Below are 23,519 nucleotides of genomic sequence, written 5' to 3'. Positions count from 1 at the left end.
GCGCTCCCGCGCGGCCTATGCGCCGAGGCGGTTCGCCGTGTGCACCGCGCGCAGCACCGCCGCCGCCTTGTTGCGGCACTCGGTGTCCTCGGCGACCGGGTCGGAGTCGGCGACGATGCCGGCGCCGGCCTGGACGTAGGCGGTGCCGTCGCGCAGCAGGGCCGTGCGGATGGCGATGGCCGTGTCGGAGTCGCCCGCGAAGTCGAGGTAGCCGACGCAGCCGCCGTACAACCCGCGCCGGGACGGCTCGAGTTCGTCGATGATCTGCATCGCGCGGGGCTTGGGGGCGCCGGAGAGGGTGCCCGCGGGGAAGCAGGCGGTGAGGACGTCGAAGGCGGTGCGGCCCGGCGCGACCCTGCCGGTCACCGTCGAGACGATGTGCATGACGTGGGAGTAGCGCTCGACGGACATGAAGTCCACGACCTCCACCGAGCCCGGCTCGCAGACCCGCCCCAGGTCGTTGCGGCCGAGGTCGACGAGCATCAGGTGCTCGGCGCGCTCCTTGGGGTCGGCGAGCAGCTCCTCGGCGAGGGCCTGGTCCTCCTGCGGGGTCGCCCCGCGCCACCGGGTGCCGGCGATGGGGTGGACCATGGCCCGTCCGTCCTCGACCTTGACCAGGGCCTCGGGGCTGGATCCGACGACGTCAAAACCGTCGAACCGGAACAGGTACATGTACGGCGAGGGGTTGGTGGCCCGCAGGACCCGGTACACGTCCAGCGCGCTCGCCGTGCACGGTGTCTCGAAGCGCTGCGAGGGGACGACCTGGAAGGCCTCGCCCGCGCGGATCCGCTCCTTGATGTCCTCGACGGCCTCCTGGAAGTCCGGGCCGCCCCAGCGGGCCGTGTACTCGGGCAGCTCGGAGGGCGGGAGGACGGCGGGCGGCTGGGCCACCGCTCGGGAGAGGTCCGCCTCCATGGCGTCCAGGCGGGCCACCGCGTCGGCGTGGGCCTCGTCGACGCCGGTGTCGAGGTCGTTGTGGTTGATCGCGTTGGCGATCAGCAGGACCGAGCCCTCCCAGTGGTCCATCACCGCGAGGTCGCTGGTCAGGAGCATGGTCAGCTCGGGGAGCTGCAGGTCGTCGCGCTCGCCGGGGCCGATCTTCTCCAGGCGGCGCACGATGTCGTAGCCGAGGTAGCCGACCATGCCGCCGGTGAAGGGCGGCAGGCCCTCCTGGTGGGGGGTGTGCAGGGCCTCGATGGTGGCGCGCAGGGCGGCGAGGGGGTCGCCGTCGACGGGAACGCCGACCGGTGGGGTGCCCAGCCAGTGGGCCTGGCCGTCACGCGCCGTCAGGGTGGCGGCGGAGCGGACGCCCACGAAGGAGTAGCGAGACCATCGAAAAGCCGTGCGGCCGTTCTCCGCGGACTCCAGCAGGAAGGTACCGGGGCGCTCGGCGGCGAGCTTGCGGTAGAGCGCGACCGGGGTGTCGCCGTCGGCGAGGAGCTTGCGCGTGACCGGGATGACGCGTCGGTCGGTGGCGAGCTTGCGGAAGGTCTCGAGGTCCATGGCCGCTGACCTTACTGATCCGAGGCGGGTGTGCCGGAATCGGCGGCGCCCTGGTCGCCGGCGGGGCCGTCGTCGAGGAGCACGTCGGCGTCGAAGCAGGTGCGGGCGCCGGTGTGGCAGGCGGCGCCGACCTGGTCGACCTTGACCAGCACGGTGTCCGCGTCGCAGTCCAGCGCGACCGACTTCACCCACTGGAAGTGGCCGGAGGTGTCGCCCTTGACCCAGTACTCCTGGCGGCTGCGCGACCAGTAGGTGCAGCGGCCGGTGGTCAGCGTGCGGTGCAGCGCCTCGTCGTCCATCCAGCCGAGCATGAGCACCTCGCCGGTGTCGTACTGCTGGGCGACGGCTGGAAAGAGCCCGTCGGCGCCGCGCTTGAGGCGCGCGGCGATCTCGGGGTCGAGGCTGCTGGGCCGGGGCGTACCGGTCGTGCTGGTCATGGGTGCCATTGTGCCGCGCGCCACTGACAGGACCGGCGCGGTGTCCACTGTGCGGACCGCCGCCGCGGTCGTAGGCTGACGGCATGTCGACTTTCGCCAAGCGTGAACGACTTCTGCTCGCCGACCTTCTGGAGACCGCCGGCCCGGAGGGGCCGACGCTGTGCGAGGGCTGGCGCACCCGTGACCTCGCCGCGCACGTGGTGGTGCGCGAGCGCCGGCCCGACGCCTCCGCGGGGCTGCTCATCAAGCAGCTCTCCGCCCGCCTGGACAAGGCGATGGAGGAGTTCGCGGCCAAGCCGTACGAGGAACTGATCCAGCTGATCCGTACCGGCCCGCCGCGCTTCTCCCCGTTCTCCCTCAAGCAGATCGACGAGGCGTCCAACACGGTCGAGTTCTACGTCCACACCGAGGACGTCCGCCGCGCCCAGCCCGACTGGACCCCGCGCGAGCTCGACCCCGTCTTCCAGGACGCCCTGTGGAGCCGCCTGGAGCGCACCGCCCGCCTCATGGGCCGGGGCGTCCCCACCGGCCTCGTCCTGCGCCGCCCGGACGGCCAGACTGCGGTGGCCCACCGAGGCACTCCGGTCGTCACCGCCACCGGCGAACCCTCGGAGCTGCTGCTGTTCCTGTACGGCCGCCACAGCGCCGCGAAGGTGGACCTGGACGGCGAGAAGGACGCGATCGCCCGGCTGTACGAGGCGAAGGAGCTGGGGATCTAGGGGCTACGTCGGGAGCTCGGCGCGGCGCAGGTCCCGTGCGCACAGGGCCACGACCCCGCCGAGCCCGCAGACCGCCGCGCTCACGGCGAACACGGGGCCGGTCCCCCACGCCGAGACGGCCGCGGCGGACAGCGGCATGCTCAGCGGGGCGAGCCCCAGACTCACCAGACTGGCCACGGCGGTGACCCGGCCCAGGTAGGCGGGCTCGGCCTGCGTCTGGAGCAGGGCCGCGCACATCGCGCCGCTGAGCCCGGCGAGCAGCCCGACCAGCAGGGCCGTGCCGACGGCGACGGCGATGCTCGGCGCCTGGGCGAGGGCCCCGATCGCGATCGAGCCTGCGATGATCGTGACCGCCGCCACCCGCCCCGCGTGCGGCAGCCGTCCGCGCACCGCCAGCAGCAGGGACGCGGCACCCGCGCCGACACCGAACCCGGCGAGCATCGAACCCATCCCCGCCGCGCCCCAGCCGCGCTCGTCGGCCAGGAGCGTCAGCCCGACGTTCAGGGGGCCCACGAAGCCGAGGTCGCCGAGGGCGATGGCCAACATCAGCGGGGCGAGGACCCGGTGACCGCGGATGTGGCGCAGACCGGCCGTCAGGTCGCTCCAGGCGGTGCCCCGGACCCCGGGCGCCCTGTCGTCGGCGGGCACCTCCCGTAGGCGTACACGGACCAGCAGGGGCACGGACATCGCGATCAGCAGTCCCGCGACGCCGAAGGCCGCCGCCGAGCCGCCGAACGCCACGGCGAACCCGCCGAGCGGTCCGCCGACGACACTCGCGAAGCGGATGCCCAGACCTCGCAGGCCCTGCACGCGCGCGAGCTGGTCGCGTGACGTCACGCGCGCGGGGAGGGCGCCGACGGCCGGCACGAACACGGCGTCGACGGCGCCGAAGACCAGGGCGAGCACGGCCAGCGGCCACAGGCCCGGGCCGACGAGGAACAGCAGCGCCGCCACCGCGAGCACCGCCGCGCAGCGCACCACGTCACTCGCGATGACCACCCTGCGTGGCCCGAACCGGTCGGCGATCACTCCCCCGCCCAGCATCAGCACGGCCCTCGGCAGCGCGCTCGCCGACATCACGAGGCCGGCCTGCGTGGGGCTGCCGGCCTGTACGGCGGCCCAGGACAGGGCGATGTAGTACACGCTGTCGCCGACCATCGAGGAGGTGTAGGCGGCGAGCCAGCGCAGGACGTTGCCGTCGCGGTGGGCGGGGCGAGGGGTGGTGCCGGGCGGGGACAGCAGGGTGGCGGGCACGGGACCGGGTCCTCTCAGGCGCGGAACGGGAACGCGTACGTGTGGACCGCGACGTTCTCGCGGCCCTCGGTGTCTCCTGCGGCGTCGGCGGCCCGGCCCTGCTCGTCGTACTTGTGCAGCAGCGCGAGCATCTCCTGGTTGAACTCGGCCAGTTCGTCGGCGGTGAGGCGCAGTGCGGCCTCGGAGGACTCGGCCGTCCGGTTCCACTCGCGGCCCCAGTGGGCGCGTTCGTCGAGCCAGCGGCGGTACATGTCCATGCGCTGCTCGGCGAAGAGCCTGCTGGCCGCGGTGTGCGCGGCCGCTTCCTCGGGGGCGTCGCGGAAGTCCTCGTCGCGGATGCTCACGCCGTGCGAGGCGGGCTGCCACCATCTCTCCCGGCCGTCCGCGCTCTGCGGCCGGGCCTCTTCGATCAGGCCGTGCTCGGCGAGCTTGCGGAGGTGGTAGCTGACGAGGGAGACGGCCTCGTCGACCGTCTCGGCCAGCTGCGAGGCGGTGGCGACCCGGGCCAGGGTCAGGTTCCGGTACAGCCTCATCCGCAACGGGTGCGCGAGCGCCTTGAGGGTGCCCAGGTCGGTGATCCGGCGGTCCCGTTCTTTGCCTGTCATACCGTCACCGTAGATGCGAAAGAAACATTGCGCAATTAGTTTTGCGCAACTTTCCTTTCGCATCCACCCATGAGCAAGCCCCGGGCACCAAGTGCCCGGGGCTTGTCCCGACGTCTCGCACACGTCACCGCACGGGGTGCCCGGCCCTCCGCAGGGTGTCCTTGACCTCGCCGATCCGCAGGTCGCCGAAGTGGAAGACCGAGGCGGCGAGGACCGCGTCGGCGCCTGCCTCGATGGCCGGGGCGAAGTCGGCCAGACGGCCGGCGCCGCCGGAGGCGATCACCGGGACCGTCACGTGCTTGCGGACGGCGGCGATCATCTCCAGGTCGTAGCCGTCCTTCGTGCCGTCCGCGTCCATCGAGTTGAGCAGGATCTCGCCCGCGCCCAGCTCGGCGGCCCGGTGGGCCCACTCGACGGCGTCGATGCCGGTGCCCTGGCGGCCGCCGTGGGTGGTGACCTCGAAGGAACCCGACTCGGTGCGCCGCGCGTCCACCGACAGGACCAGGACCTGGCGGCCGAACCGCTCGGCGATCTCGCGGATCAGGTCGGGGCGGGCGATGGCGGCGGTGTTGACGCCGACCTTGTCCGCGCCGGCCCGCAGCAACTTGTCCACGTCCTCGGCGGTGCGCACGCCGCCGCCGACCGTCAGCGGGATGAAGACCTGCTCGGCGGTGCGGCGCACCACGTCGTACGTGGTCTCGCGGTTGCCCGAGGAGGCGGTGATGTCCAGGAACGTCAGCTCGTCGGCGCCCTCGGCGTCGTAGACCTTGGCCATCTCGACGGGGTCGCCCGCGTCCCGCAGGTTCTGGAAGTTGACGCCCTTGACGACCCGGCCGTTGTCCACGTCCAGGCAGGGGATGACTCGTACGGCGAGGGTCATGCTGGGGTGTCTCCTCGGAACGCCTCCACCTCGACCTCGACGACCAGGCTGGGGTCCACGAAGCCGGAGACGATGATCATGGATGCGGCGGGCCGGACGGTGTCGAACAGCTCCTTGTGAGCGCGTCCGATCTCGTCGACGTCCCGGGCGTGGGTGATGTAAAGCCGCGTGCGCACCACGTCGTCCCGGCCGAGCCCCAGCTCCTTCAGTGCCGCGAACGCGACGTTGAAGGCGTTGACCGTCTGCTCGTACGGGTCGCCCGCGGCGATCTCGCCGTCCACCACCGAGGTGCAGCCGGAGACCAGCACCAGGCCGTTCGGCAGCTCGACCGCGCGGGAGTACCCGAAGGTCTCCTCCCAGGGCGCACCGGTCGCGACGCGTCGCAGATCACTCACTGAGCCACCGCCTCCAAAGCCTCTTCCAGGGTGAACGCCTTCGCGTACAGCGCCTTCCCGACGATGGAGCCCTCGACACCGAGGGGGACCAGCTCGGCGATGGCCCGCAGGTCGTCCAGCGAGGACACCCCGCCGGAGGCGACCACCGGGCGGTCGGTCGCCGCGCAGACGTTGCGCAGCAGCTCCAGGTTGGGGCCCTGGAGCGTGCCGTCCTTGGCGATGTCGGTGACGACGTACCGCGCGCAGCCCTCCTTGTCGAGCCGCTCCAGCGCCTCGTAGAGGTCGCCGCCCTCACTGGTCCAGCCGCGGCCCTTGAGGGTCGTGCCCCGGACGTCGAGGCCCACCGCGATCTTGTCGCCGTGCTCGGCGATGACCTTGGCGACCCACTCCGGGCTCTCCAGGGCGGCCGTGCCGAGGTTCACCCGGGTGCAGCCGGTGGCGAGGGCGGCCGCCAGGGAGGCGTCGTCGCGGATGCCGCCGGACAGCTCGACCTTGATGTCCATCGCCTCGGTGACCTGGCGGACCAGGTCCCGGTTGTCGCCGGTGCCGAAGGCCGCGTCCAGGTCGACCAGGTGCAGCCACTCGGCACCCGCCGACTGCCAGGCGAGCGCGGCCTGGAGCGGGGAGCCGTACGAGGTCTCGGTACCGGACTCGCCGTGCACGAGGCGGACGGCCTGGCCGTCGCGGACGTCGACGGCGGGGAGCAGTTCAAGCGTGGCGGGCATCAGAGGGTTCCGATCCAGTTGTTCAGCAGCTGCGCACCGGCGTCGCCGGACTTCTCGGGGTGGAACTGCGTGGCCCACAGGGTGCCGTTCTCCACGGCGGCCACGAACGGCTTGCCGTGCGTGGACCAGGTCACGAGCGGGGCCTGCATCGCGGGGTTCGCGGTCTCCAGGTTCCAGTCGTGGACGGCGTAGGAGTGCACGAAGTAGAAGCGGGCGTCCGCGTCCAGGCCGGCGAACAGCTCGGAGCCGGCCGGCGCGTCCACGGTGTTCCAGCCCATGTGGGGCACGATCTCGGCCTGGAGCGGCTCGACCGAGCCGGGCCACTCGTCGAGGCCCTCGGTCTCCACGCCGTGCTCGATGCCGCGCGCGAAGAGGATCTGCATGCCGACGCAGATGCCCAGGACCGGGCGCCCGCCGGCGAGCCGGCGGTCGATGATCCAGTCGCCGCGCGCCTGCTTGAGGCCGTTCATGCAGGCGGCGAAGGCGCCGACGCCCGGCACCAGCAGTCCGTCGGCGTTCATGGCCCTGTCGAAGTCACGCGTGATCTCGACGTCGGCGCCGGTACGGGCGAGGGCGCGTTCGGCGGACCGCACGTTCCCGAAGCCGTAGTCGAAGACGACGACCTTCTTGCCGGACGTCGCGCTCAATTCCACACCTCCAGCCTCAGGACGCCGGCGACGAGACACATCGCGGCGCCGACGGAGAGCAGCACGATGAGCTGCTTGGGCATGCCCTGCTTGACGAAGGAGATGATCCCGCCGACCAGGAAGAGGCCGACGACGATCAGGACGGTCGACAGGCCGTTCACAGCGCGCCCTTCGTGGACGGGAGGATGCCGGCCGCGCGCGGGTCGCGCTCGGAGGCGTACCTCAGGGCGCGGGCCAGGGCCTTGAACTGGCACTCCACGATGTGGTGGGCGTTGCGGCCGTAGGGCACGTGCACGTGCAGCGCGATCTGGGCCTGGGCGACGAAGGACTCCAGGATGTGCCGGGTCATCGTGGTGTCGTACTCGCCGATCATCGGCGCCATCTTCTCGGGCTCGGTGTGCACGAGGTAGGGGCGGCCGGACAGGTCCACGGTGACCTGGGCGAGGGACTCGTCCAGCGGGACCGTGCAGTTGCCGAAGCGGTAGATGCCGACCTTGTCGCCGAGCGCCTGCTTGAAGGCGGCGCCGAGGGCGAGGGCGGTGTCCTCGATGGTGTGGTGCGAGTCGATGTGCAGGTCGCCCTCGGTCTTCACGGTGAGGTCGAACAGGCCGTGCCGGCCGAGCTGGTCGAGCATGTGGTCGTAGAAGCCGACCCCTGTCGACACGTCGACCTTGCCGCTGCCGTCGAGATCGATCTCGACGAGCACGGAGGTCTCCTTCGTGACGCGCTCCACACGTCCTACGCGGCTCATGCGCTCTGCTCCTTCTTGATGTCACGGACCGCGTCGAGGAACGCGTCGTTCTCTTCGGGGGTTCCGGCGGTGACCCGCAGCCAGCCCGGGATGCCGTTGTCCCGGACCAGGACGCCCCGGTCGAGGATCTGCCGCCAGACGGCGTGGGAGTCCTCGAACAGCCCGAACTGCACGAAGTTCGCGTCGGACTCCACCACCGCGTAGCCGGTCTCCCGCAGCGCGGTGACCAGCCGGTCCCGCTCCGACTTCAGCTGCTCGACGTACTTCAGCAGCGTGTCGGTGTGCTCCAGGGCGGCCAGCGCGGTCGCCTGGGTGATCGCGGAGAGGTGGTAGGGCAGCCGTACGAGCTGGACGGCGTCCACGACCGCCGGGTGCGCGGCGAGGTAGCCGAGGCGCAGTCCGGCCGCGCCGAACGCCTTCGACATGGTCCGGGAGACGACGAGGTTGGGCCGGCCCTCGATGAGCGGCAGCAGCGAGGCGCCGTGGCTGAACTCGATGTACGCCTCGTCGACCACGACCAGCGAGGGTTTCGCCGCCTGCGCGGCCTCGTACAGGGCGAGGACCGTCTCGGCGGGGACCGCGGTGCCGGTGGGGTTGTTGGGGGTGGTCACGAAGACGACGTCGGGCCGCTCCTCGGCGATCGCCTTCTCGGCCGCGGGCAGGTCGATGGTGAAGTCCTCGCCCCGCGGGCCGGAGATCCAGCCCGTGCCCGTGCCGCGCGAGATGAGCGCGTGCATGGAGTACGACGGCTCGAAGCCGATCGCCCTGCGCCCGGGTCCGCCGAAGGTCTGGAGCAGCTGCTGGAGGACCTCGTTGGAGCCGTTCGCGGCCCAGACGTTGGCGAGCCCGACGTGGTGACCGGTGGTGTCCGTCAGGTACGCGGCGAGCCGTGTGCGCAGTTCGACCGCGTCCCTGTCCGGGTAGCGGTTGAGGGTGCGGGCGGCCTCACGGACCCGCTCGGCGATCCGCTCGACCAGCGGCTCGGGCAGCGGGTAGGGGTTCTCGTTGGTGTTCAGCCGTACGGGGACGTCCAACTGGGGCGCGCCGTAGGGGGACTTGCCGCGCAGCTCGTCCCGTACGGGGAGATCGTCGATACCGAAGGTCACTTGCCGGGCACCTTCCAGCCGAACCGGGCCTTGATCGCCGCGCCGTGCGCCGGCAGGTCCTCCGCGTCGGCCAGCGTCACCACGTGGTGCGCGACGTCCGCCAGCGCGTCCTCGGTGTAGTCGACGATGTGGATGCCGCGCAGGAAGGACTGCACGGACAGTCCGGAGGAGTGGCAGGCGCAGCCGCCGGTGGGCAGGACGTGGTTGGACCCGGCGGCGTAGTCGCCGAGGGAGACCGGCGCCCAGGGGCCGATGAAGATCGCGCCGGCGTTGCGCACCCGGTCGGCCAGGGCGGCCGCGTCGGCCGTCTGGATCTCCAGGTGCTCGGCGCCGTAGGCGTTGACGACCCGCAACCCCTCCTCGACGCCGTCGACCAGGACGATCGCGGACTGCCGGCCCGCGAGGGCGGGGCGGATCCGGTCCTCGACGTGCTTGCTGGCCGCGACCTGCGGCTCCAGTTCCTTCTCGACCGCGTCGGCGAGCGCCACGGAGTCGGTGACCAGGACGGCCGCCGCGAGCGGGTCGTGCTCGGCCTGGCTGATCAGGTCGGCGGCCACGTGCACCGGGTCGGCGGTGTCGTCCGCGAGGATCGCGATCTCGGTCGGGCCGGCCTCGGCGTCGATGCCGATCTTGCCGGTGAAGTAGCGCTTGGCGGCGGCGACCCAGATGTTGCCGGGGCCGGTGACCATGTCGGTGGGCGGGCAGGACTCGGTGCCGTACGCGAACATCGCGACGGCGGTCGCGCCACCGGCGGCGTACACCTCGTCCACGCCGAGCAGCGCGCAGGCGGCGAGGATCGTCGGGTGCGGCAGCCCGCCGAACTCGGCCTGCGCCGGGGAGGCGAGGGCGAGCGACTCGACGCCGGCCTCCTGGGCCGGGACCACGTTCATGATCACGGAGGACGGGTAGACGGCCCGCCCGCCGGGCGCGTACAGCCCGACCCGGTCGACGGGGACCCACTTCTCGGTCACGGTCCCGCCCGGCACGACCTGGGTCGTGTGGGTCGTACGGCGCTGCTCGCGGTGGACGAGACGGGCGCGCCGGATGGACTCCTCCAGGGCCGCGCGGACGGCCGGGTCGAGTTCCTCGAGCGCCTCGGCGATCGCCCGGGCCGGGACCCGTACGGATTCCAGTCGGACCCCGTCGAACTTCTCCGCGAAGTCGATCAGCGCCGCGTCACCCCGATGATGCACGGCCTCGCAGATCGGACGCACCTTCTCCAGGGCGGCCGAGACGTCGAAGTCGGCTCGGGGCAGCAGGTCGCGCAGGGCGGGGCCCTCGGGGAGGGCGTCGCCGCGCAGGTCGATTCGGGAGATCACGAGGTCAATTCTCTCAGACCGCGGTCGGGCGTCGTTCGGGCATTCCAATGGCTGATACGCGCCGTCGAAGATCCCACCGACGTCCGGCGTTCAGGGCGCCGGCCAACGGGCATGAACGGTTGTGCGAAATGTGTGAGCGACCGAGGGGGATGGGAGAGCCGTGACCGACGAGGCCGGCACCCGCGACGGGGACCTGCCGGACGACCTGACCGCCGCCGAGGCCGGGATGTGGCAGGCCTTCCGCAACGGCAGCGTGTACGACCTGAGCAGCGGCGACATGCTCGTCGACGATCCGCACGGCGGGCACCCGTGGGGGCCGGAGCGGACCGTGCGGGCCCGCATCGTGTGCTGGCTGCTCCTGGACGGGCCGCCCGCGCTCGCGGGCCGGGTGGCCTCCCTGAAGCTCAGCGGGGTGCAGATCAGCGGCACGCTGGAGCTGGCCGGCGGGGACGTGGTGCCGTACGTCGAGATGCGCGGCTGCCGCTTCGAGCGGGACGTGCTGCTGCCCGAGGCGCGGTTCACGACCCTGCGGATGGTGGACTGCTCGGTGCCCCGCCTGGAGGCCGCCCGGATCCACACCGAGGGCGATCTGCACCTGCCCCGCTGCCGCTTCCACAACGGTGTCCGGCTGACCGACGCCCACATCGGCACCGACCTGCTGCTCAACCAGGCCATCGTCCACCGGGACCGCAGCGGCCGCTCGATCGCCGCCGACGGCATGACCGTCGGGCAGGACCTCCAGGCCGAACTGCTGGAGTCGCACGGCGAGCTGAGCCTGCGCAGCGCCAAGGTCGGCGTCTCGCTGAGCCTGCGCGGCGCGAGGCTGGTCAACCCCTCCACCCGGCTCGCCCTGAACGCGCCGCAGCTGACCGTCGAGCGCTCGATGTACCTGACCCCGGCGGGCATCGGCAGCCCGCTGCTGAGCGGGGCCACCCCGGCGCACGGGACACGCATCCAGCGCTTCAGCTGCGAGGGCGGGCTGCGCCTGGACGACGGGCGGTTCGGGGACGCGCTCGACTTCGAGCGGGCCCGGTTCGCCCTCGCCGACGACCAGGAGGTGTCGCTGCGCCGCATCCAGACGCCCGAGCTGCGCTTCCTCGGGGAGCGCCCGGCGCGCGGGCGGGTGGTGCTGTCGGGGGCGCGGGTGGTGAACCTGATGGACCGCACGGACAGCTGGCCGGGCCCGGGGCGGCTGCACATGGGCGGCTTCTCCTACGAGAACCTGGTGCCGAGGGGTCCGTTCCCGCTGGACGAGCGGCTGGCGTGGGTCACGGCGGCCACTGCGGAGTACAACCCGGAGCCGTACGAGCGACTGGCGGCCGTGCTGCGGTCCGGCGGCGAGGACGAGGACGCGCGCGAGGTGCTGCTCGCCAAGCAGCGCAGGCGCCGCGAGACGCTGCCGCCCGCGGCCAAGCTGTGGGGGTACGCGCAGGACTGGACGGTCGCCTACGGGTACCGGCCGGGACGGGCCCTGGTGTGGATGGCGGTGCTGTGGGCGGCGGGCTCGCTGGCCTTCGCGCACGCCCACCACCCGCCGATCAAGAGCGGCGAGGCGCCGTACTGGAACCCGGCCCTGTTCGCCCTGGACCTGCTGCTGCCGGTCATCGACCTGGGGCAGGTGGGGTTCTGGCAGCTCAGCGGCGGTTGGCAGTGGCTGGCGGCGACGATGATCCTGCTGGGCTGGGTCCTGGCCACGACGGTGGCGGCGGGGGCGTCCCGGCTGCTGCGCCGGAGTTAGCCGCCGCGTGGCGAGGGCGATCACAGCGCGCGAACAGTTGTTGAACAGTAAACACTTTACCCATTCTTGACCTCAGGTCGTACAACTTTCCGCACATTGCCCGGAACCTCTGGCGCATCCGGGACCCGCCGCTTTTCAATGGTCGACACCATGGCTCTGCTGCCCCCGTTCGTCCGCTCGTCACGCGCGACCCGGACGACCCGGCCCCCCACTCAGCATCCCGCCGTCGCACTCCCGGCCGACGACGAGGTGCTCCTGGACGCGCCCGACGACCGGCTCGGCCCCGCCCTCGTCGCCGCGGGCCAGGGCGCCTGGCGGACCGCCTCCGCCCTGCTCGCCGCCACCCGCGCGGACGCCGCCTGGGAGATGCGCGACCGGTACGTCGTACGCCTCGCGTCCTTCGCGCACTCGCGCCCCGAGTGGTTCCAGGACTGGCGTACGGCCGCCCCGCACGACCCGGACCAGCTGCTGGTCGGCGCCCAGCTGGCGGTCAGCCGCGCCTGGGACTCACCGGCCCGGGCGGAACTGCTGCGCGAGCTGAACCCGCTGATCACGGCCGCCGCGCGCGGCGACGACCGCGACCCGGTGCCGTGGCGGCTCGCCCTGGACCACGCGCACGGCTCCCAGGCCGGGCACAAGTACTTCGAGGAGCTCTGGGAGGCGGCGATCCGCCGCGCGCCGCACCACTACGGCTGCCACGCGGCCGCCCTGCGCTACCTCGCCGAGTCCTGGCACGGCTCGCACCGCGAGTGCTTCGACTTCGCCGATACCGCCGCGCAGGACTCCCCCGCCGACTCCCTCGTCCAGGCGCTGCCCACGCGCGCCGCCTTCGCCTATCTGACCGACGGCTGCGGCCCGGCCGTACCGCGCGAGCGGCTGGACGCGGCGGCGGACCGGGCGATCGCGCTGTCGGCCCGGTTCCCGGCCGCCGACCCGTGGCCGGCGGAGATGCGGAACAAACTGGCCTACGTCCTGTCCCGCCTCGACCGCTGGACGGACGCGCTCGAGCAGATGAGGCTCGTCGGCCCGTACGCCACCTCGTTCCCCTGGGACCGGCTCTCGGACGACCCGCTGGGCCGCTTCCTGGACGTGCGCGAGGAGATCCGCCTCCGCGCGGCCGACGGGCATCCACGAAGTGGGCACCCCGGACGCGCCCGCCCCGGCGACCATTAGGCTTTTGCGTCGTGACCACCGTCCGTCTCCCGCTCTTCCCCCTGAACTCGGTGCTGTTCCCGGGGTTGGTGCTTCCGCTGAACGTCTTCGAGGAGCGCTATCGCGCCATGATGCGCGAGCTGCTGAAGACCCCCGAGGACGAACCGCGCCGTTTCGCCGTCGTGGCGATCCGCGACGGCCTCGAGGTCGCCTCCACCTCCCCCGGCATGCCCGATCCGACGGCCCTGCCCGACCGCGGGCCGACGGCCGGCTTCGGCACGGACCCGCTCAAGGCGTTCCACGGCACCGGGTGCGTGGCCGACGCGGCGACCATCCGGGAGCGGGAGGACGGCACCTTCGAGGTGCTGGCGACCGGCACCCGGCGGGTGCGCCTGCTGTCGGTGGACGCCTCGGGCCCGTTCCTGACGGCGGAGCTCGAAGAGCTCGACGAGTCACCGGGCGACGAGGCGGGCGCCCTCGCGGAAGGGGTGCTGCGGGCCTTCCGGCAGTACCAGAAGCGGCTGGCCGGCGCCCGCGAGCGCTCGCTGACCACCGGCTCGGAGCTGCCGGACGAACCCTCCGTCGTCTCCTACCTGGTCGCCGCCGCGATGATGCTGGACACCCCGACCAAGCAGCGGCTCCTCCAGGCCCCCGACGCCGCGTCCCGCCTGCGCGACGAACTGAAGCTCCTGCGTTCGGAGACCTCGATCATCCGCAGCCTGCCCTCGTTGCCCGCGTCGGACCTGACGCGCGGCCCGACGAGCCTGAACTGAGCCGGGGACCCTCGATGGCGAAGAAGTCCAGGAAACAGCAGTCCGGAGGCACCCCCGCGACGGTGGCGCTGACCGCCGCGGGCGTCGAGTACACCGTCCACGCCTACGAGCACGACCCCGCGCACCCCTCGTACGGCGAGGAGGCGGCCGAGGCCATGGGCGTCTCCCCCGAGCGGGTCTTCAAGACGCTGGTGGCGGACGTCGACGGCGCCCTGACGGTCGCGGTGGTCCCGGTCGCCGGCCAGCTGGACCTGAAGGCGCTGGCGACGGCGGTGGGCGGCAAACGCGCCACCATGGCCGACCCGGCGCTGGCGGAACGCACCACGGGCTACGTCCGGGGCGGCATCTCCCCGCTCGGCCAGCGCAAGAAGCTCCCCACGGTCCTGGACGCCTCGGCGTCGGCCCACGCCACGATCTGCGTCTCGGCCGGCCGCCGGGGCCTGGAGGTCGAGCTCGCCCCCGAGGACCTGGCGAAACTGACCGACGCGGTGGTGGCCCCGGTCGGGCGCGCGTGACCCCAGCCACCGGTGGTGGCCCCGGTCGGGCGGGCGTGGCCCCCGCCGCCGGTCGTGACCCCCGTCGGGCGGGCGTGACCCCCAGCCCCCGGTGGTGGCCCCGGTCGGGCGGGCGTGACCCCCGCCGCCGGTCGTGACCCCCGTCGGGCGGGCGTGACCCCCAGCCCCGGTGGTGGCCTCCGGTCGGGCATGCGTCACCCCAGCCCCGGTGGCGGCCCTCGGTCGGGCGTGCGCGACCCCAGCCCCGGTGGCGGCCCCAGTCGGGCGCGCGTAACCCCACAGCCCCCGGCGGCGGCCCCCGGTCGGGCGCGCGTAACCCCCATCCACCCGGTGGTGGCTCCCTCAGGCGGGCGTGACCCCCAGCCCGCGGTGGCCTTGGGCGTGCGCGCCCCCCAGCCCGCGGTGACCCCCCTCGGGCGTGCGCGCCCCCCAGCCCCCGCGGTGGCCCCCTCGGGCGTGCGCGACCCCTCGACGCGCCCCGGTTCCTCGGTTAAGCACGAGGGGCATGTCGAAGAAAACACGCAAGCGGAAGTGGCGCACGAAGAAGGGCCGCGCGAACCACGGCAGGCGACCGGCCTGACGCCGGGGCGGGCACCGTTCGCCCGTCAGGGAGCGGCGTCCGCTGGGTGGTCTCGGTGCGCCGGGGGCCCGCCCTCTCGCCGCACCGGCCGCAAGCCCATGTACGTCCATTACGAGGCGAACGCTGCCTGCCAGGCACTGGCCCGTGCCCGGGCCGTCGCGGGGGTCTGGGGGCCCACGCTCCCAGACCTGCCCGTAGGTCTTGGCCGGCACCGACGGCGCCCCAGGGCGCGCACGGCCCGGCGCCCTGCCCGGCCTACGCCGACGGCACCCCAGGATGCCCGTACGGCCCCTGCTGGTACGGGTCGGGGTCCCGGGGTCCGAACAGTCCGGTGAGTCCCAGGTGGACCACCAGCGCCGCCAGCGGCCACGCCAGCCAGGCCCCGTACGCCTCCAGCTTCAGCGGCGCCGAGAAGGTGACCCCCTTGCCCACGGACTTGGCGTGGGCGATCACGTCCTGCGCGGGACCGAGCCAGATCCCGACCCGCCACGCCAGCAGCGAGCCGAGCAGTCCGCCCGCACCGAGCGCCACCACCAGCGGGACACCGCCGCGCCGACGCAGCAGGAACACCACGAGCGCGCTGACCGCGCCGAACGCCAGTCCCAGCAGAGTGAACGTTCCGTCGACGCCGATCGCCTGCTCCCCCTCGCTGTCCCCGAGGTAGACGACCCACTTCCCGTCGACGACGTCCCCGACCAGCGGGACATGCGGGGCCAGCCACCACCACAGCACCCCGAGCAGCGCCCCGGCGAGGGCCGCCGCGACGGTGACGACCGCGGCCTCACGCACCTCGGTCGCCATTCCGGGGCCGTCGTACGCGGTCTCGTGAGGCACGGGAGCCGCGTACGCCGCGGCAGGTGACTGCCACGCGGCGTGCGAGGACGGTTCGTGCGGGGGCGGGGGCGGAGTCAACGGTGCGGTCACCCTGACATCGTGCCAGGCGCCTGTGTGCGGCGCGTCACCGGACGGCCGCCCGACGGTACGCCCAGGTGGCCACGGCCAGCGAGACGACCCCGACCACCGCGCACACGGCGAGGTCACCGAGCACGAACGCCCAGTCCGGATGCGGTCCGAAGGTCCGGGCGAAGGCCTCCACGCCGTACGTGGACGGCAGCAGGTCGCGCAGGAAGCGCAGCGCCTCCGGCATCCGGTCGGCGGGCAGCACCCCGAGCAGCAGCGCCGCGGACATGCCCAACTGGCCGAGCACGGTCGCCAGTTCCGGCCGCGGCGCGAGCAGCCCGAAGGCCGCCCCGAGCCCGGCCAGCGCCGCGCCCGCCAGCGGGATCACCGCGACGAGCACCCACAGATGCGCCAGCGGAAGCCCGAACAGCGCGCACCCGAACACCGCGGTCACCACGGTCCCGGGCACGGTGAAGGAGGCGTAGGCACCGGCCGCCCCGAGCACGACGGCGGCCGGCGGCACCGGCAGCGTGGCGTAGTGGTCCAGCCCTCCGTTGGCCCGCAGCTGCCCGAAGTACTGGGCGAGCAGGTTCAGCGCGACGAAGGCCACGACGAGCACCGACGAGCCCGCGACGACGGCCTGCGCCTCGGCCCCGCCGTCCACGACCCCGCGCATCAGGATCATGATCCCGACCGACTGGAAGGTCGCCACGAACAGCAGCGGGATCCGCGCGACCCGCGCCCGGGACAGCTGTGCCCGGTACACGGCCGCGAGCGACGGCCACAGCCGCGCGCGCGGGCCGAGCTCGGCCGCGCCGCGGGCCGTCTCCTCGACGGCCAGGGCGCCGCCCGGCAGAACCTCGGCGGGTACGACACTCACGTGGCGCTGCTCCCTTTCACAAACGGGTTCACTGCGGCGTTCGCCTTCCGTACGGATGCTACGGCCCGTGCGCTCAACCCCGGCTCGAGGTCCCGCACAGTGCTCGAGCCTGGCTCGAGGTCCCGCGGCGCCCTCACGCCTTCACCAGTCCCTGCTGTGCCGCCCCGCCCAGCGCCAGATAGACGTCCTCCAGGCTCGGCGTGGCCAGCGTGAAGTCGTCCAGCGCGGCGAAGGCGGCCCCGCCGGTCACGGTCGCGACGACCGCGCGGGCCTCCTCGGGGGCGAGCCGCAGCGTCCAGCGGCGCCCGGAGGCGACGGCCCGGTCCTGGAGGGCCGCGACCTCGGGGACGTGCAGCGGCGCGGTCTCGCGCCACACCAGGTCGACCCGGACCTCCCCGGCGACCCGCTCCTTGAGCCCGACGGGGGTGTCGCAGGCGATCACGCGGCCCTGGTCGAGGACGGCGACCCGGTCGAGCACGGTCTCGGCCTCGATGACGTTGTGGGTGACGAGCAGCACGGTCGCCCCGTGCTCCGCCCGCCGCCGGTCCACCGCGGACCACACGGCCCGGCGCGCCACGGGATCCATCGCCGTGGTCGGCTCGTCGAGCACCAGCAGCGGCCGCTGCCCGACCAGGGCGGCCGCGAAGCACGCCAGGCGCCGCTGACCGCCGGACAGTTTCCTGATCACGCGCCCGGCGAGCGGGGTGAGCCCCAGTTCGTCGAGGACGGCGTCCCGCTCGGCCCGCGCCGCCCGCGCCTGGAGGCCGCGCAGCCGCCCGGTGGTCTCGGCGGCGAGGGAGACGGTGAGATCGTCGAGGGCGGTGGACTCCTGACCGAGGTAGGCGAGGATCCGCGCGGCCCGCTCCGGGTGCCGCACGATGTCGTGGCCGAGGATCTCGACGCTGCCCCGGTCGGGCCGCATCAGACCGGTGAGCTGGCGTACCAGGGTGGACTTGCCGGCGCCGTTCGGGCCGAGCAGGCCGAAGATCTCACCGCGCCGGATGTCGAGCCGTACGTCGTCCGTGGCCCGCACCTCGGGGGTGGCGGGGACCCCGCGCCGGCCGCGCACCGCGGGATAGGTCTTGGTCAGTCCGCGCACCGCGCACACGACATCGTCACCGTGCCGAAATGCCTGTGCCGCGCGCGTACTCACAAGGGACGAGGGTACGGGGTCGGTCGGCCCCGCACGCCCCCGGGGGCGGCGTATGTGCCGTTTCACTCCCCCACGGGCGCGTGCTCGACGCCGGTGCGTACGTCGATCTCACGCCAGAACCCGGCACGGATGGCGTAGCGGTCGTGCTCGTCGATCTGGTCGTCCTTGTGGGCGAGCAGACCGAAGCGGGCGGCGTAGCGCAGCAGCTCGCCGTCGATGCGGTGCGGCACGCGCGGATACATGCCGGACAGCTTCTGCAGGTGGCTCTGGTCGCCGAGCCGCTCCATCCAGCGCCGCGCGAAGACCTGCCCGACCTCGAACGGGTCGCCGCCGACCGTGGTGATGTCCTCCTCGCGGTCCGCCCAGCGCTGTTCGGCGCTGGTCAGCTGGGCGAGGGTGGGCATGGAGGCGACCTCGGGGGGCTCGACGACACCGGGGCGGTCGACCCAGCCCTTGTCGGAGGACCAGCGCAGGGTGGCGTTGGCGGGGTGCTGGGGCTGTTGGACGCCGGGGGCGCGCAGCGCGGCGAGGTCCTTGGGGGTGGGCACCCCTTTGGGCGCGGGCACCCGCTCCTGGGTGCCGTTCTCCGGGGCGGCCGCGGTGGTGTGCTCGCCCTCCTCGCCGGATCGCTCGGCGGCCGCGGCGAGCGCGGACTCGGGCAGCGGCGCGGACAGGATCGCGGCGATCTCGGGCCGCGGGACGGGCTGCGGCGCGCAGATCCCGCCGAAGTCCTTGGCGCGTACGGCCTTGGTGATCCAGGCGCGGTCCAGCACGCGCCGTTCGTCGGCCTCGGCGACCAGGTCCTCGGACTGGTTGTAGTCCCCGTCGGCGGCCTGCACGGCCCACAGGTGTACGGCGACGCCGTGCTCCTTGGCCGCCATCATGCCCGGCAGCAGATCGCCGTCGCCGGTGACCAGGACGATGTCGGAGCAGGCGCGGTTGCGGGCCAGCTCGGTGAGCTCGGCGTGCATGGCCGCGTCCACGCCCTTCTGGGCCCAGCGGCCGTCGCTGCGGGTCAGGGCGCCGAGCCGGACGGTGACCCGGGACATCACGCGCAGCCGGCGGTGCTCGGGCTGCGGGACGCGGTCGGGAGCGCCGTCGAACCAGTAGATGCGCAGCAGGGGCCGTTCGGTGTCCGACTCGGCGCGTTCTCGCAGGCCCTGGATCAGGGCGGGGTGGTCGACGGTGATCCTGGAGCGGGAGGGCTCCCCGGCGAGGAGACTGGCGGCCGCCCCCAGCAGATACCCGGCGTCCACCAGGACGATGCAGCGGTCCACGCGACTCACCCTCTTCCGAGGCGGTTTGGTTCAGGCTTCCTTCGAGTCTGCCCGACCGCGCGGAGGTTAACGGCCGGAACTCGATCTTCGGCGTGGCGTTTCGGGGGCGCCGGGGGGCCGACGAGCCCTGTCACAGACGGTAATTATCCGAAATGCGCTCATTGTCAGGCTATGTGAATCTGGTCCCGGCTCTGGCCCTTAGATCACCCACAGGAGGCAGATCACCATGGCCAAGAACAAGAACCGTGACCGCAAGCAGCCGCAGTCCGAGCGTGGTCAGCAGACCCCGCAGTCCACGATGGAGGCGCAGGGCGAGCAGCGCACGACCCAGGTGACTCCGGGCGACATGGCCCGCAAGAGCAAGCAGAAGCGCTTCGGTCACAACTGAATCTGCGTAACGGGTTGTTGAGACCCAGGCACAAGAGAGGGCGCACCCGGTTGACGGGCGCGCCCTCTCCTGCACGTGCGGGTCCGGCCGTCCGGCTTCCCGGTCCGGCCGTCCGGCTCCCCCGGTCCGGCCGTCCGGCTTCGCGGGTGCGGCTATCCGGCGAGGCAGGACGGGCCGAGCAGCACCTTCAGGTCGCCGAAGAGCGCCGGGTCGGGCTTCACGCGGTGCCGGTCCAGGCGCAGGACGGTGGTCTTGGTCGGGCCCTGGAGCCTGATCCGGACCTCGCTCTCGCCCTTGTGGTGGGTGAGGATCTCACCGAGGCGGCTGATCATCGGCGGGGTGACCCGCGTCGCCGGGATGGTGAGGACCACGGGGGCGTTGGTGCCCGCGTGGGACAGGTCGGGGACCTGGAGCTCCATCGCGACCAGCCGGGGGACGTCCTCGCGCTTGTCGAGGCGGCCCTTGACGAACACCACGGCGTCCTCGACGAGTTGGGTCGAGACGAGCTGGTAGGTCGCCGGGAAGAACATGCACTCGATGGACCCGGCGAGGTCCTCGACGGTGGCGATCGCCCAGGCGTTGCCCTGCTTGGTCATCTTGCGCTGGAGCCCCGAGATGATGCCGCCGATGGTGACGACCGCGCCGTCGGCGTGCTCACCGCCGGTGAGCTGGGCGATGCCCGCGTCGGCCTTGTCGGACAGCACGTGCTCCAGACCGAAGAGCGGGTGGTCGGAGACGTACAGGCCGAGCATCTCCCGCTCCTGGGCGAGCAGATAGGTCTTGTCCCACTCGTCCTCGGTGAACTGCACGTCGAGTCCGAAGCCGGGCTCGGTGCTCTCCTCCTCGCCCATCCCGCCGAAGAGGTCGAACTGGCCCTCGGCCTCCTTGCGCTTGACCGCGACCACGTTGTCGATCATCGGCTCGAAGTGCGCGGTCAGGCCCTTGCGGGTGTGGCCGAGGCTGTCGAAGGCGCCCGCCTTGATCAGCGACTCGGTGGTGCGCTTGTTGCAGGCGGTGGCGTCGACCTTGTCGAGGTAGTCGGGGAAGGAGGCGTACTTCCCCTTGGCCTTGCGGGCCTTGATGATCGACTCGACGACGTTGGAACCGACGTTCCGGACGGCCTCCAGGCCGAAGAGGATCACGTCGTCGCCCTGGGCGGCGAAGTTGTGCACCGACTCGTTGACGTTCGGCGGGAGCACCTTGATGCCCATGCGCCGGCACTCGTTGAGGTAGACGGCCGACTTGTCCTTGTCGTCCTTGACCGAGGTCAGCAGGGCGGCCATGTACTCGGCCGGGTGGTTGGCCTTGAGGTACGCGGTCCAGTAGGAGACCAGGCCGTAGGCGGCGGAGTGCGCCTTGTTGAACGCGTAGCCGGCAAAGGGGACCAGCACGTCCCACAGGGCCTTGATGGCCTCGTCGCTGTAGCCGTTCTTCTGGGCGCCGGCCTGGAAGATGGTGAAGTTCTTCGCCAGTTCGTCGGGCTTCTTCTTGCCCATCACGCGGCGCAGGATGTCGGCCTCGCCGAGCGAGTAGCCCGCGATGATCTGGGCGGCCTTCTGCACCTGCTCCTGGTAGACGATCAGGCCGTAGGTGACGTCCAGGACCTCGCGGAGCGGCTCCTCCAGCTCGGGGTGGATCGGGGTGATCTCCTGGAGCTTGTTCTTGCGCAGCGCGTAGTTGGTGTGCGAGTCCATGCCCATCGGGCCGGGACGGTAGAGCGCGGAGACGGCGGAGATGTCCTCGAAGTTGTCGGGCTTCATCAGGCGCAGCAGGGAGCGCATGGGGCCGCCGTCGAACTGGAAGACGCCGACAGTCTCGCCGCGCTGGAGGAGTTCGAAGGTCTTGGGGTCGTCGAGCGGGAGGCTCAGCAGCTCCAGGTCGATGCCCTTGTTGGACTTCACCATCTTGACGGCGTCGTCCATGATCGTCAGGTTGCGCAGGCCGAGGAAGTCCATCTTCAGCAGGCCGAGCGACTCGCAGCTCGGGTAGTCCCACTGCGTGATGGTCACGCCGTCGGTGTGCCGGACCCAGACGGGCACGTGCTCGGTGATGGTCTCGCTGGACATGATCACGCCGGCGGCGTGCACGCCCATCTGCCGGACCAGGCCCTCGACGCCCTTGGCGGTGTCGATGACCTTCTTCACGTCGGGTTCGTTCTCGTACATCCCGCGGACCTCGCCGGCCTCCGAGTAGCGGGGGTGCGAGGGGTCGGTGATGCCGTTGAGATCGATGCCCTTGCCCAGGACGTCGGCGGGCATCGCCTTGGTGATGCGGTCGCCCATCGCGTACGGGTAGCCCAGCACGCGCGCGGAGTCCTTGATCGCGTTCTTGGCCTTGATCTTGCCGTAGGTGCCGATCATGGCGACCTTGTCGGCGCCGTACTTCTCCGTCACGTACCGGATCACCTCGACGCGCCGACGCTCGTCGAAGTCGATGTCGACATCGGGCATGGAGACGCGCTCGGGGTTGAGGAACCGCTCGAAGATCAGGCCGTGCGGGATCGGGTCGAGGTCGGTGATGCCCATGGCGTAGGCGACGATCGAACCGGCCGCGGAGCCACGCCCCGGGCCGACCGCGATGCCGTTGTTCTTGGCCCACATGATGAAGTCGGCGACGACGAGGAAGTAGCCCGGGAACCCCATCTGGATGATGACGTCCATCTCGTACTCGACCTGGCGCTGGCGGTCCTCGGGGATGCCGTCGGGGAAGCGGCGCTCCATGCCCCGGCGGACCTCCTCCTTGAACCAGGTGACCTCGGTGTAGCCCTCGGGGATGTCGAACTTCGGCATGAGGTTCTTGGCCTCGAACATGCCGGTGGTGTCGACCTGCTCGGCGACCAGGAGGGTGTTGCGGCAGCCCTCCTGCCAGGCGTCCGAGGAGTCGATGGCGTACATCTCGTCCGTGGACTTGAGGTAGTAGCCGGTGCCGTCGAACTTGAACCGGTCGGGATCGGAGAGGTTCTTGCCGGTCTGGATGCACAGCAGCGCGTCGTGCGCCGTCGCCTCGTGCGCGTACGTGTAGTGCGAGTCGTTCGTCACCAGCGGCGGGATGCCGAGCTTCTTGCCGATGTCGAGCAGCCCGTCGCGGACCCGGCGCTCGATCTCGATGCCGTGGTCCATCAGCTCCAGGAAGTAGCGGTCCTTGCCGAAGATGTCCTGGTACTCGGCGGCCGACTTCAGGGCCTCGTCGAACTGGCCGAGGCGCAGCCGGGTCTGGAGCTCGCCCGAGGGGCAGCCGGTGGAGGCGATGAGCCCCTCGGACCACTGGGAGATGGTCTCCTTGTCCATCCGGGGCCACTTCTGCAGCCAGCCCTCGGCGTACGCGTCCGAGGAGAGCCGGAAGAGGTTGTGCAGGCCCGTGGAGTTCGCCGCCCAGATCGTCTTGTGGGTGTAACCACCCGAACCGGAGACGTCGTCCCGCTTCTGGTGCGGCTGACCCCACTGGATCTTGCGCTTGTTGCGCCGGGACTCGGGGGCCACATAGGCCTCGATGCCGATGATCGGGGTGACCCCGGCCTTCTTCGCGGAGTGGAAGAAGTCGTACGCCCCGTGCAGGTTGCCGTGGTCCGACATGGCGATGTGGGTCATCCCCATCTCGTTGCACGCGTCGAACATGTCCTTCAGCCGCGCGGCACCGTCCAGCAGGGAGTACTGGGTGTGGACGTGCAGGTGCGTGAACGGCGGCTTTGACACGTTCGACCTCCTAGGAAAACAGTCGGCGGCAGGCTGGCGGACAGTCTGGGGGACAGCGTCGAAGTCTATGCCTCGGCACTGACACTCCGGGGGCCGCCCCGCGTACCTTCACAGCGAGGGGCGCGGGCAC

At 72.1% G+C, this 23,519-nt stretch carries 23 protein-coding genes; 6 read left to right on the top strand and 17 right to left on the bottom strand.

Features of this window, described 5'->3' with window-relative positions:
• Positions 1-15 precede the first annotated feature (15 nt).
• Both ACH41F_RS03255 and hisI read right to left on the bottom strand, forming a co-directional pair.
• The gene (locus ACH41F_RS03255; RefSeq protein ID WP_398832528.1) at positions 16-1,503 is read right to left on the bottom strand and encodes an anthranilate synthase component I; all 1,488 of its coding nucleotides are present in this window, start codon (positions 1,501-1,503) and stop codon (positions 16-18) included.
• 11 nt (positions 1,504-1,514) lie between these two features.
• On the bottom strand, positions 1,515-1,940 hold the full coding sequence (hisI, locus tag ACH41F_RS03250; RefSeq protein WP_391230082.1) for a phosphoribosyl-AMP cyclohydrolase: 426 nt from the start codon (positions 1,938-1,940) through the stop codon (positions 1,515-1,517).
• Positions 1,941-2,023: 83 nt separating this feature from the next.
• On the opposite strand from hisI, the gene ACH41F_RS03245 reads away from it, so the two are divergent.
• Entirely contained in the window at positions 2,024-2,659 is a 636-nt protein-coding gene (locus tag ACH41F_RS03245; protein WP_391230080.1) for a TIGR03085 family metal-binding protein, read from the top strand.
• A 3-nt stretch (positions 2,660-2,662) separates the two neighbouring features.
• Here the strand turns inward: ACH41F_RS03245 and ACH41F_RS03240 are convergent, their stop codons facing one another.
• The 10 genes from ACH41F_RS03240 to hisD all read right to left on the bottom strand — a co-directional run bounded on the left by ACH41F_RS03240 (position 2,663) and on the right by hisD (position 10,341).
• A complete protein-coding gene (locus ACH41F_RS03240; RefSeq protein WP_398832525.1) occupies positions 2,663-3,913 on the bottom strand; it encodes an MFS transporter in 1,251 nt (416 codons plus the stop codon).
• Positions 3,914-3,927: 14 nt separating this feature from the next.
• Complete coding sequence (locus tag ACH41F_RS03235; protein ID WP_398832523.1) at positions 3,928-4,518, bottom strand: ArsR/SmtB family transcription factor; 591 nt, start codon at positions 4,516-4,518, stop codon at positions 3,928-3,930.
• A 124-nt stretch (positions 4,519-4,642) separates the two neighbouring features.
• Entirely contained in the window at positions 4,643-5,398 is a 756-nt protein-coding gene (hisF, locus tag ACH41F_RS03230; protein ID WP_398832520.1) for an imidazole glycerol phosphate synthase subunit HisF, read from the bottom strand.
• Positions 5,395-5,793: a Rid family hydrolase gene (locus tag ACH41F_RS03225; RefSeq protein WP_391230075.1), complete on the bottom strand. Its 399-nt coding sequence runs from the start codon at positions 5,791-5,793 to the stop codon at positions 5,395-5,397. Before ACH41F_RS03225 ends, hisF begins: the two co-directional genes overlap by 4 nt.
• Positions 5,790-6,518 carry a bifunctional 1-(5-phosphoribosyl)-5-((5-phosphoribosylamino)methylideneamino)imidazole-4-carboxamide isomerase/phosphoribosylanthranilate isomerase PriA gene (gene priA, locus ACH41F_RS03220; RefSeq protein WP_391230071.1) on the bottom strand — a complete coding sequence of 243 codons (729 nt, stop codon included), beginning with the start codon at positions 6,516-6,518 and terminating at the stop codon, positions 5,790-5,792. Before priA ends, ACH41F_RS03225 begins: the two co-directional genes overlap by 4 nt.
• Complete coding sequence (gene hisH, locus ACH41F_RS03215; protein ID WP_398832516.1) at positions 6,518-7,165, bottom strand: imidazole glycerol phosphate synthase subunit HisH; 648 nt, start codon at positions 7,163-7,165, stop codon at positions 6,518-6,520. The genes priA and hisH overlap by 1 nt, the downstream gene beginning before the upstream one ends.
• Positions 7,162-7,326, bottom strand: coding sequence for a hypothetical protein (locus tag ACH41F_RS03210; RefSeq protein ID WP_289915760.1), 165 nt, complete (start codon positions 7,324-7,326; stop codon positions 7,162-7,164). The genes hisH and ACH41F_RS03210 overlap by 4 nt, the downstream gene beginning before the upstream one ends.
• Positions 7,323-7,916: an imidazoleglycerol-phosphate dehydratase HisB gene (gene hisB, locus ACH41F_RS03205; RefSeq protein ID WP_020137489.1), complete on the bottom strand. Its 594-nt coding sequence runs from the start codon at positions 7,914-7,916 to the stop codon at positions 7,323-7,325. Before hisB ends, ACH41F_RS03210 begins: the two co-directional genes overlap by 4 nt.
• Positions 7,913-9,022, bottom strand: a complete 1,110-nt coding sequence (locus ACH41F_RS03200) for a histidinol-phosphate transaminase (RefSeq protein WP_391230064.1) — start codon at positions 9,020-9,022, stop codon at positions 7,913-7,915. The genes hisB and ACH41F_RS03200 overlap by 4 nt, the downstream gene beginning before the upstream one ends.
• The gene (hisD, locus tag ACH41F_RS03195; RefSeq protein ID WP_398832512.1) at positions 9,019-10,341 is read right to left on the bottom strand and encodes a histidinol dehydrogenase; all 1,323 of its coding nucleotides are present in this window, start codon (positions 10,339-10,341) and stop codon (positions 9,019-9,021) included. The genes ACH41F_RS03200 and hisD overlap by 4 nt, the downstream gene beginning before the upstream one ends.
• 160 nt (positions 10,342-10,501) lie before the next feature.
• Here hisD and ACH41F_RS03190 point away from each other — a divergent pair, with 160 nt between their 5' ends.
• The 4 genes from ACH41F_RS03190 (at position 10,502) to ybaK (ending at position 14,519) form a co-directional block, all read left to right on the top strand.
• Positions 10,502-12,079 (top strand): oxidoreductase, encoded by a 1,578-nt coding sequence (locus tag ACH41F_RS03190; RefSeq protein WP_398832510.1) that lies wholly within the window; start codon positions 10,502-10,504, stop codon positions 12,077-12,079.
• Positions 12,080-12,217: 138 nt separating this feature from the next.
• Positions 12,218-13,252: a hypothetical protein gene (locus tag ACH41F_RS03185; protein ID WP_391230056.1), complete on the top strand. Its 1,035-nt coding sequence runs from the start codon at positions 12,218-12,220 to the stop codon at positions 13,250-13,252.
• Between the two features lie 11 nt (positions 13,253-13,263).
• A complete protein-coding gene (locus ACH41F_RS03180) occupies positions 13,264-14,004 on the top strand; it encodes an LON peptidase substrate-binding domain-containing protein (protein WP_391230053.1) in 741 nt (246 codons plus the stop codon).
• 14 nt (positions 14,005-14,018) lie between these two features.
• On the top strand, positions 14,019-14,519 hold the full coding sequence (ybaK, locus tag ACH41F_RS03175; RefSeq protein ID WP_391230051.1) for a Cys-tRNA(Pro) deacylase: 501 nt from the start codon (positions 14,019-14,021) through the stop codon (positions 14,517-14,519).
• Positions 14,520-15,354: 835 nt separating this feature from the next.
• Here the strand turns inward: ybaK and ACH41F_RS03170 are convergent.
• The 4 genes from ACH41F_RS03170 to ACH41F_RS03155 all read right to left on the bottom strand — a co-directional run bounded on the left by ACH41F_RS03170 (position 15,355) and on the right by ACH41F_RS03155 (position 19,309).
• A complete protein-coding gene (locus ACH41F_RS03170; RefSeq protein WP_391230049.1) occupies positions 15,355-16,023 on the bottom strand; it encodes an AAA family ATPase in 669 nt (222 codons plus the stop codon).
• Positions 16,024-16,057: 34 nt separating this feature from the next.
• Positions 16,058-16,879: an ABC transporter permease gene (locus ACH41F_RS03165; protein ID WP_398832506.1), complete on the bottom strand. Its 822-nt coding sequence runs from the start codon at positions 16,877-16,879 to the stop codon at positions 16,058-16,060.
• Positions 16,880-17,012: 133 nt separating this feature from the next.
• Positions 17,013-17,987 (bottom strand): ATP-binding cassette domain-containing protein, encoded by a 975-nt coding sequence (locus ACH41F_RS03160; protein ID WP_391230584.1) that lies wholly within the window; start codon positions 17,985-17,987, stop codon positions 17,013-17,015.
• 107 nt (positions 17,988-18,094) lie between these two features.
• A complete protein-coding gene (locus tag ACH41F_RS03155; protein WP_398832504.1) occupies positions 18,095-19,309 on the bottom strand; it encodes an NYN domain-containing protein in 1,215 nt (404 codons plus the stop codon).
• Positions 19,310-19,535: 226 nt separating this feature from the next.
• On the opposite strand from ACH41F_RS03155, the gene ACH41F_RS03150 reads away from it, so the two are divergent.
• Positions 19,536-19,697 carry a hypothetical protein gene (locus ACH41F_RS03150; RefSeq protein ID WP_391230043.1) on the top strand — a complete coding sequence of 54 codons (162 nt, stop codon included), beginning with the start codon at positions 19,536-19,538 and terminating at the stop codon, positions 19,695-19,697.
• A gap of 152 nt (positions 19,698-19,849) precedes the next feature.
• On the opposite strand, the gene dnaE is transcribed toward ACH41F_RS03150, so the two are convergent.
• Positions 19,850-23,389 (bottom strand): DNA polymerase III subunit alpha, encoded by a 3,540-nt coding sequence (dnaE, locus tag ACH41F_RS03145; protein WP_398832501.1) that lies wholly within the window; start codon positions 23,387-23,389, stop codon positions 19,850-19,852.
• Positions 23,390-23,519: the final 130 nt, after the last annotated feature.

It is taken from the genome of Streptomyces sp. NPDC020489, from assembly GCF_044386545.1.
Classification (GTDB): Bacteria; Actinomycetota; Actinomycetes; order Streptomycetales; family Streptomycetaceae; genus Streptomyces.
Note: the sequence above shows the minus strand (reverse complement) of the source record. Positions and strands in the feature narration are given on the sequence as shown.

Excerpts from the sequence above, each read along its gene's own strand:
- ACH41F_RS03245 (WP_391230080.1), top strand. The coding sequence starts at position 2,024 with ATGTCGACTTTCGCCAAGCGTGAACGACTTCTGCTCGCCGACCTTCTG.
- ACH41F_RS03185 (WP_391230056.1), top strand. The coding sequence starts at position 12,218 with ATGGTCGACACCATGGCTCTGCTGCCCCCGTTCGTCCGCTCGTCACGC.
- ACH41F_RS03255 (WP_398832528.1), bottom strand. The coding sequence starts at position 1,503 with ATGGACCTCGAGACCTTCCGCAAGCTCGCCACCGACCGACGCGTCATC.
- hisB (WP_020137489.1), bottom strand. The coding sequence starts at position 7,916 with ATGAGCCGCGTAGGACGTGTGGAGCGCGTCACGAAGGAGACCTCCGTG.
- hisF (WP_398832520.1), bottom strand. The coding sequence starts at position 5,398 with ATGACCCTCGCCGTACGAGTCATCCCCTGCCTGGACGTGGACAACGGC.
- ACH41F_RS03235 (WP_398832523.1), bottom strand. The coding sequence starts at position 4,518 with ATGACAGGCAAAGAACGGGACCGCCGGATCACCGACCTGGGCACCCTC.
- ybaK (WP_391230051.1), top strand. The coding sequence starts at position 14,019 with ATGGCGAAGAAGTCCAGGAAACAGCAGTCCGGAGGCACCCCCGCGACG.
- hisI (WP_391230082.1), bottom strand. The coding sequence starts at position 1,940 with ATGACCAGCACGACCGGTACGCCCCGGCCCAGCAGCCTCGACCCCGAG.
- ACH41F_RS03150 (WP_391230043.1), top strand. The coding sequence starts at position 19,536 with ATGGCCAAGAACAAGAACCGTGACCGCAAGCAGCCGCAGTCCGAGCGT.
- priA (WP_391230071.1), bottom strand. The coding sequence starts at position 6,518 with ATGCCCGCCACGCTTGAACTGCTCCCCGCCGTCGACGTCCGCGACGGC.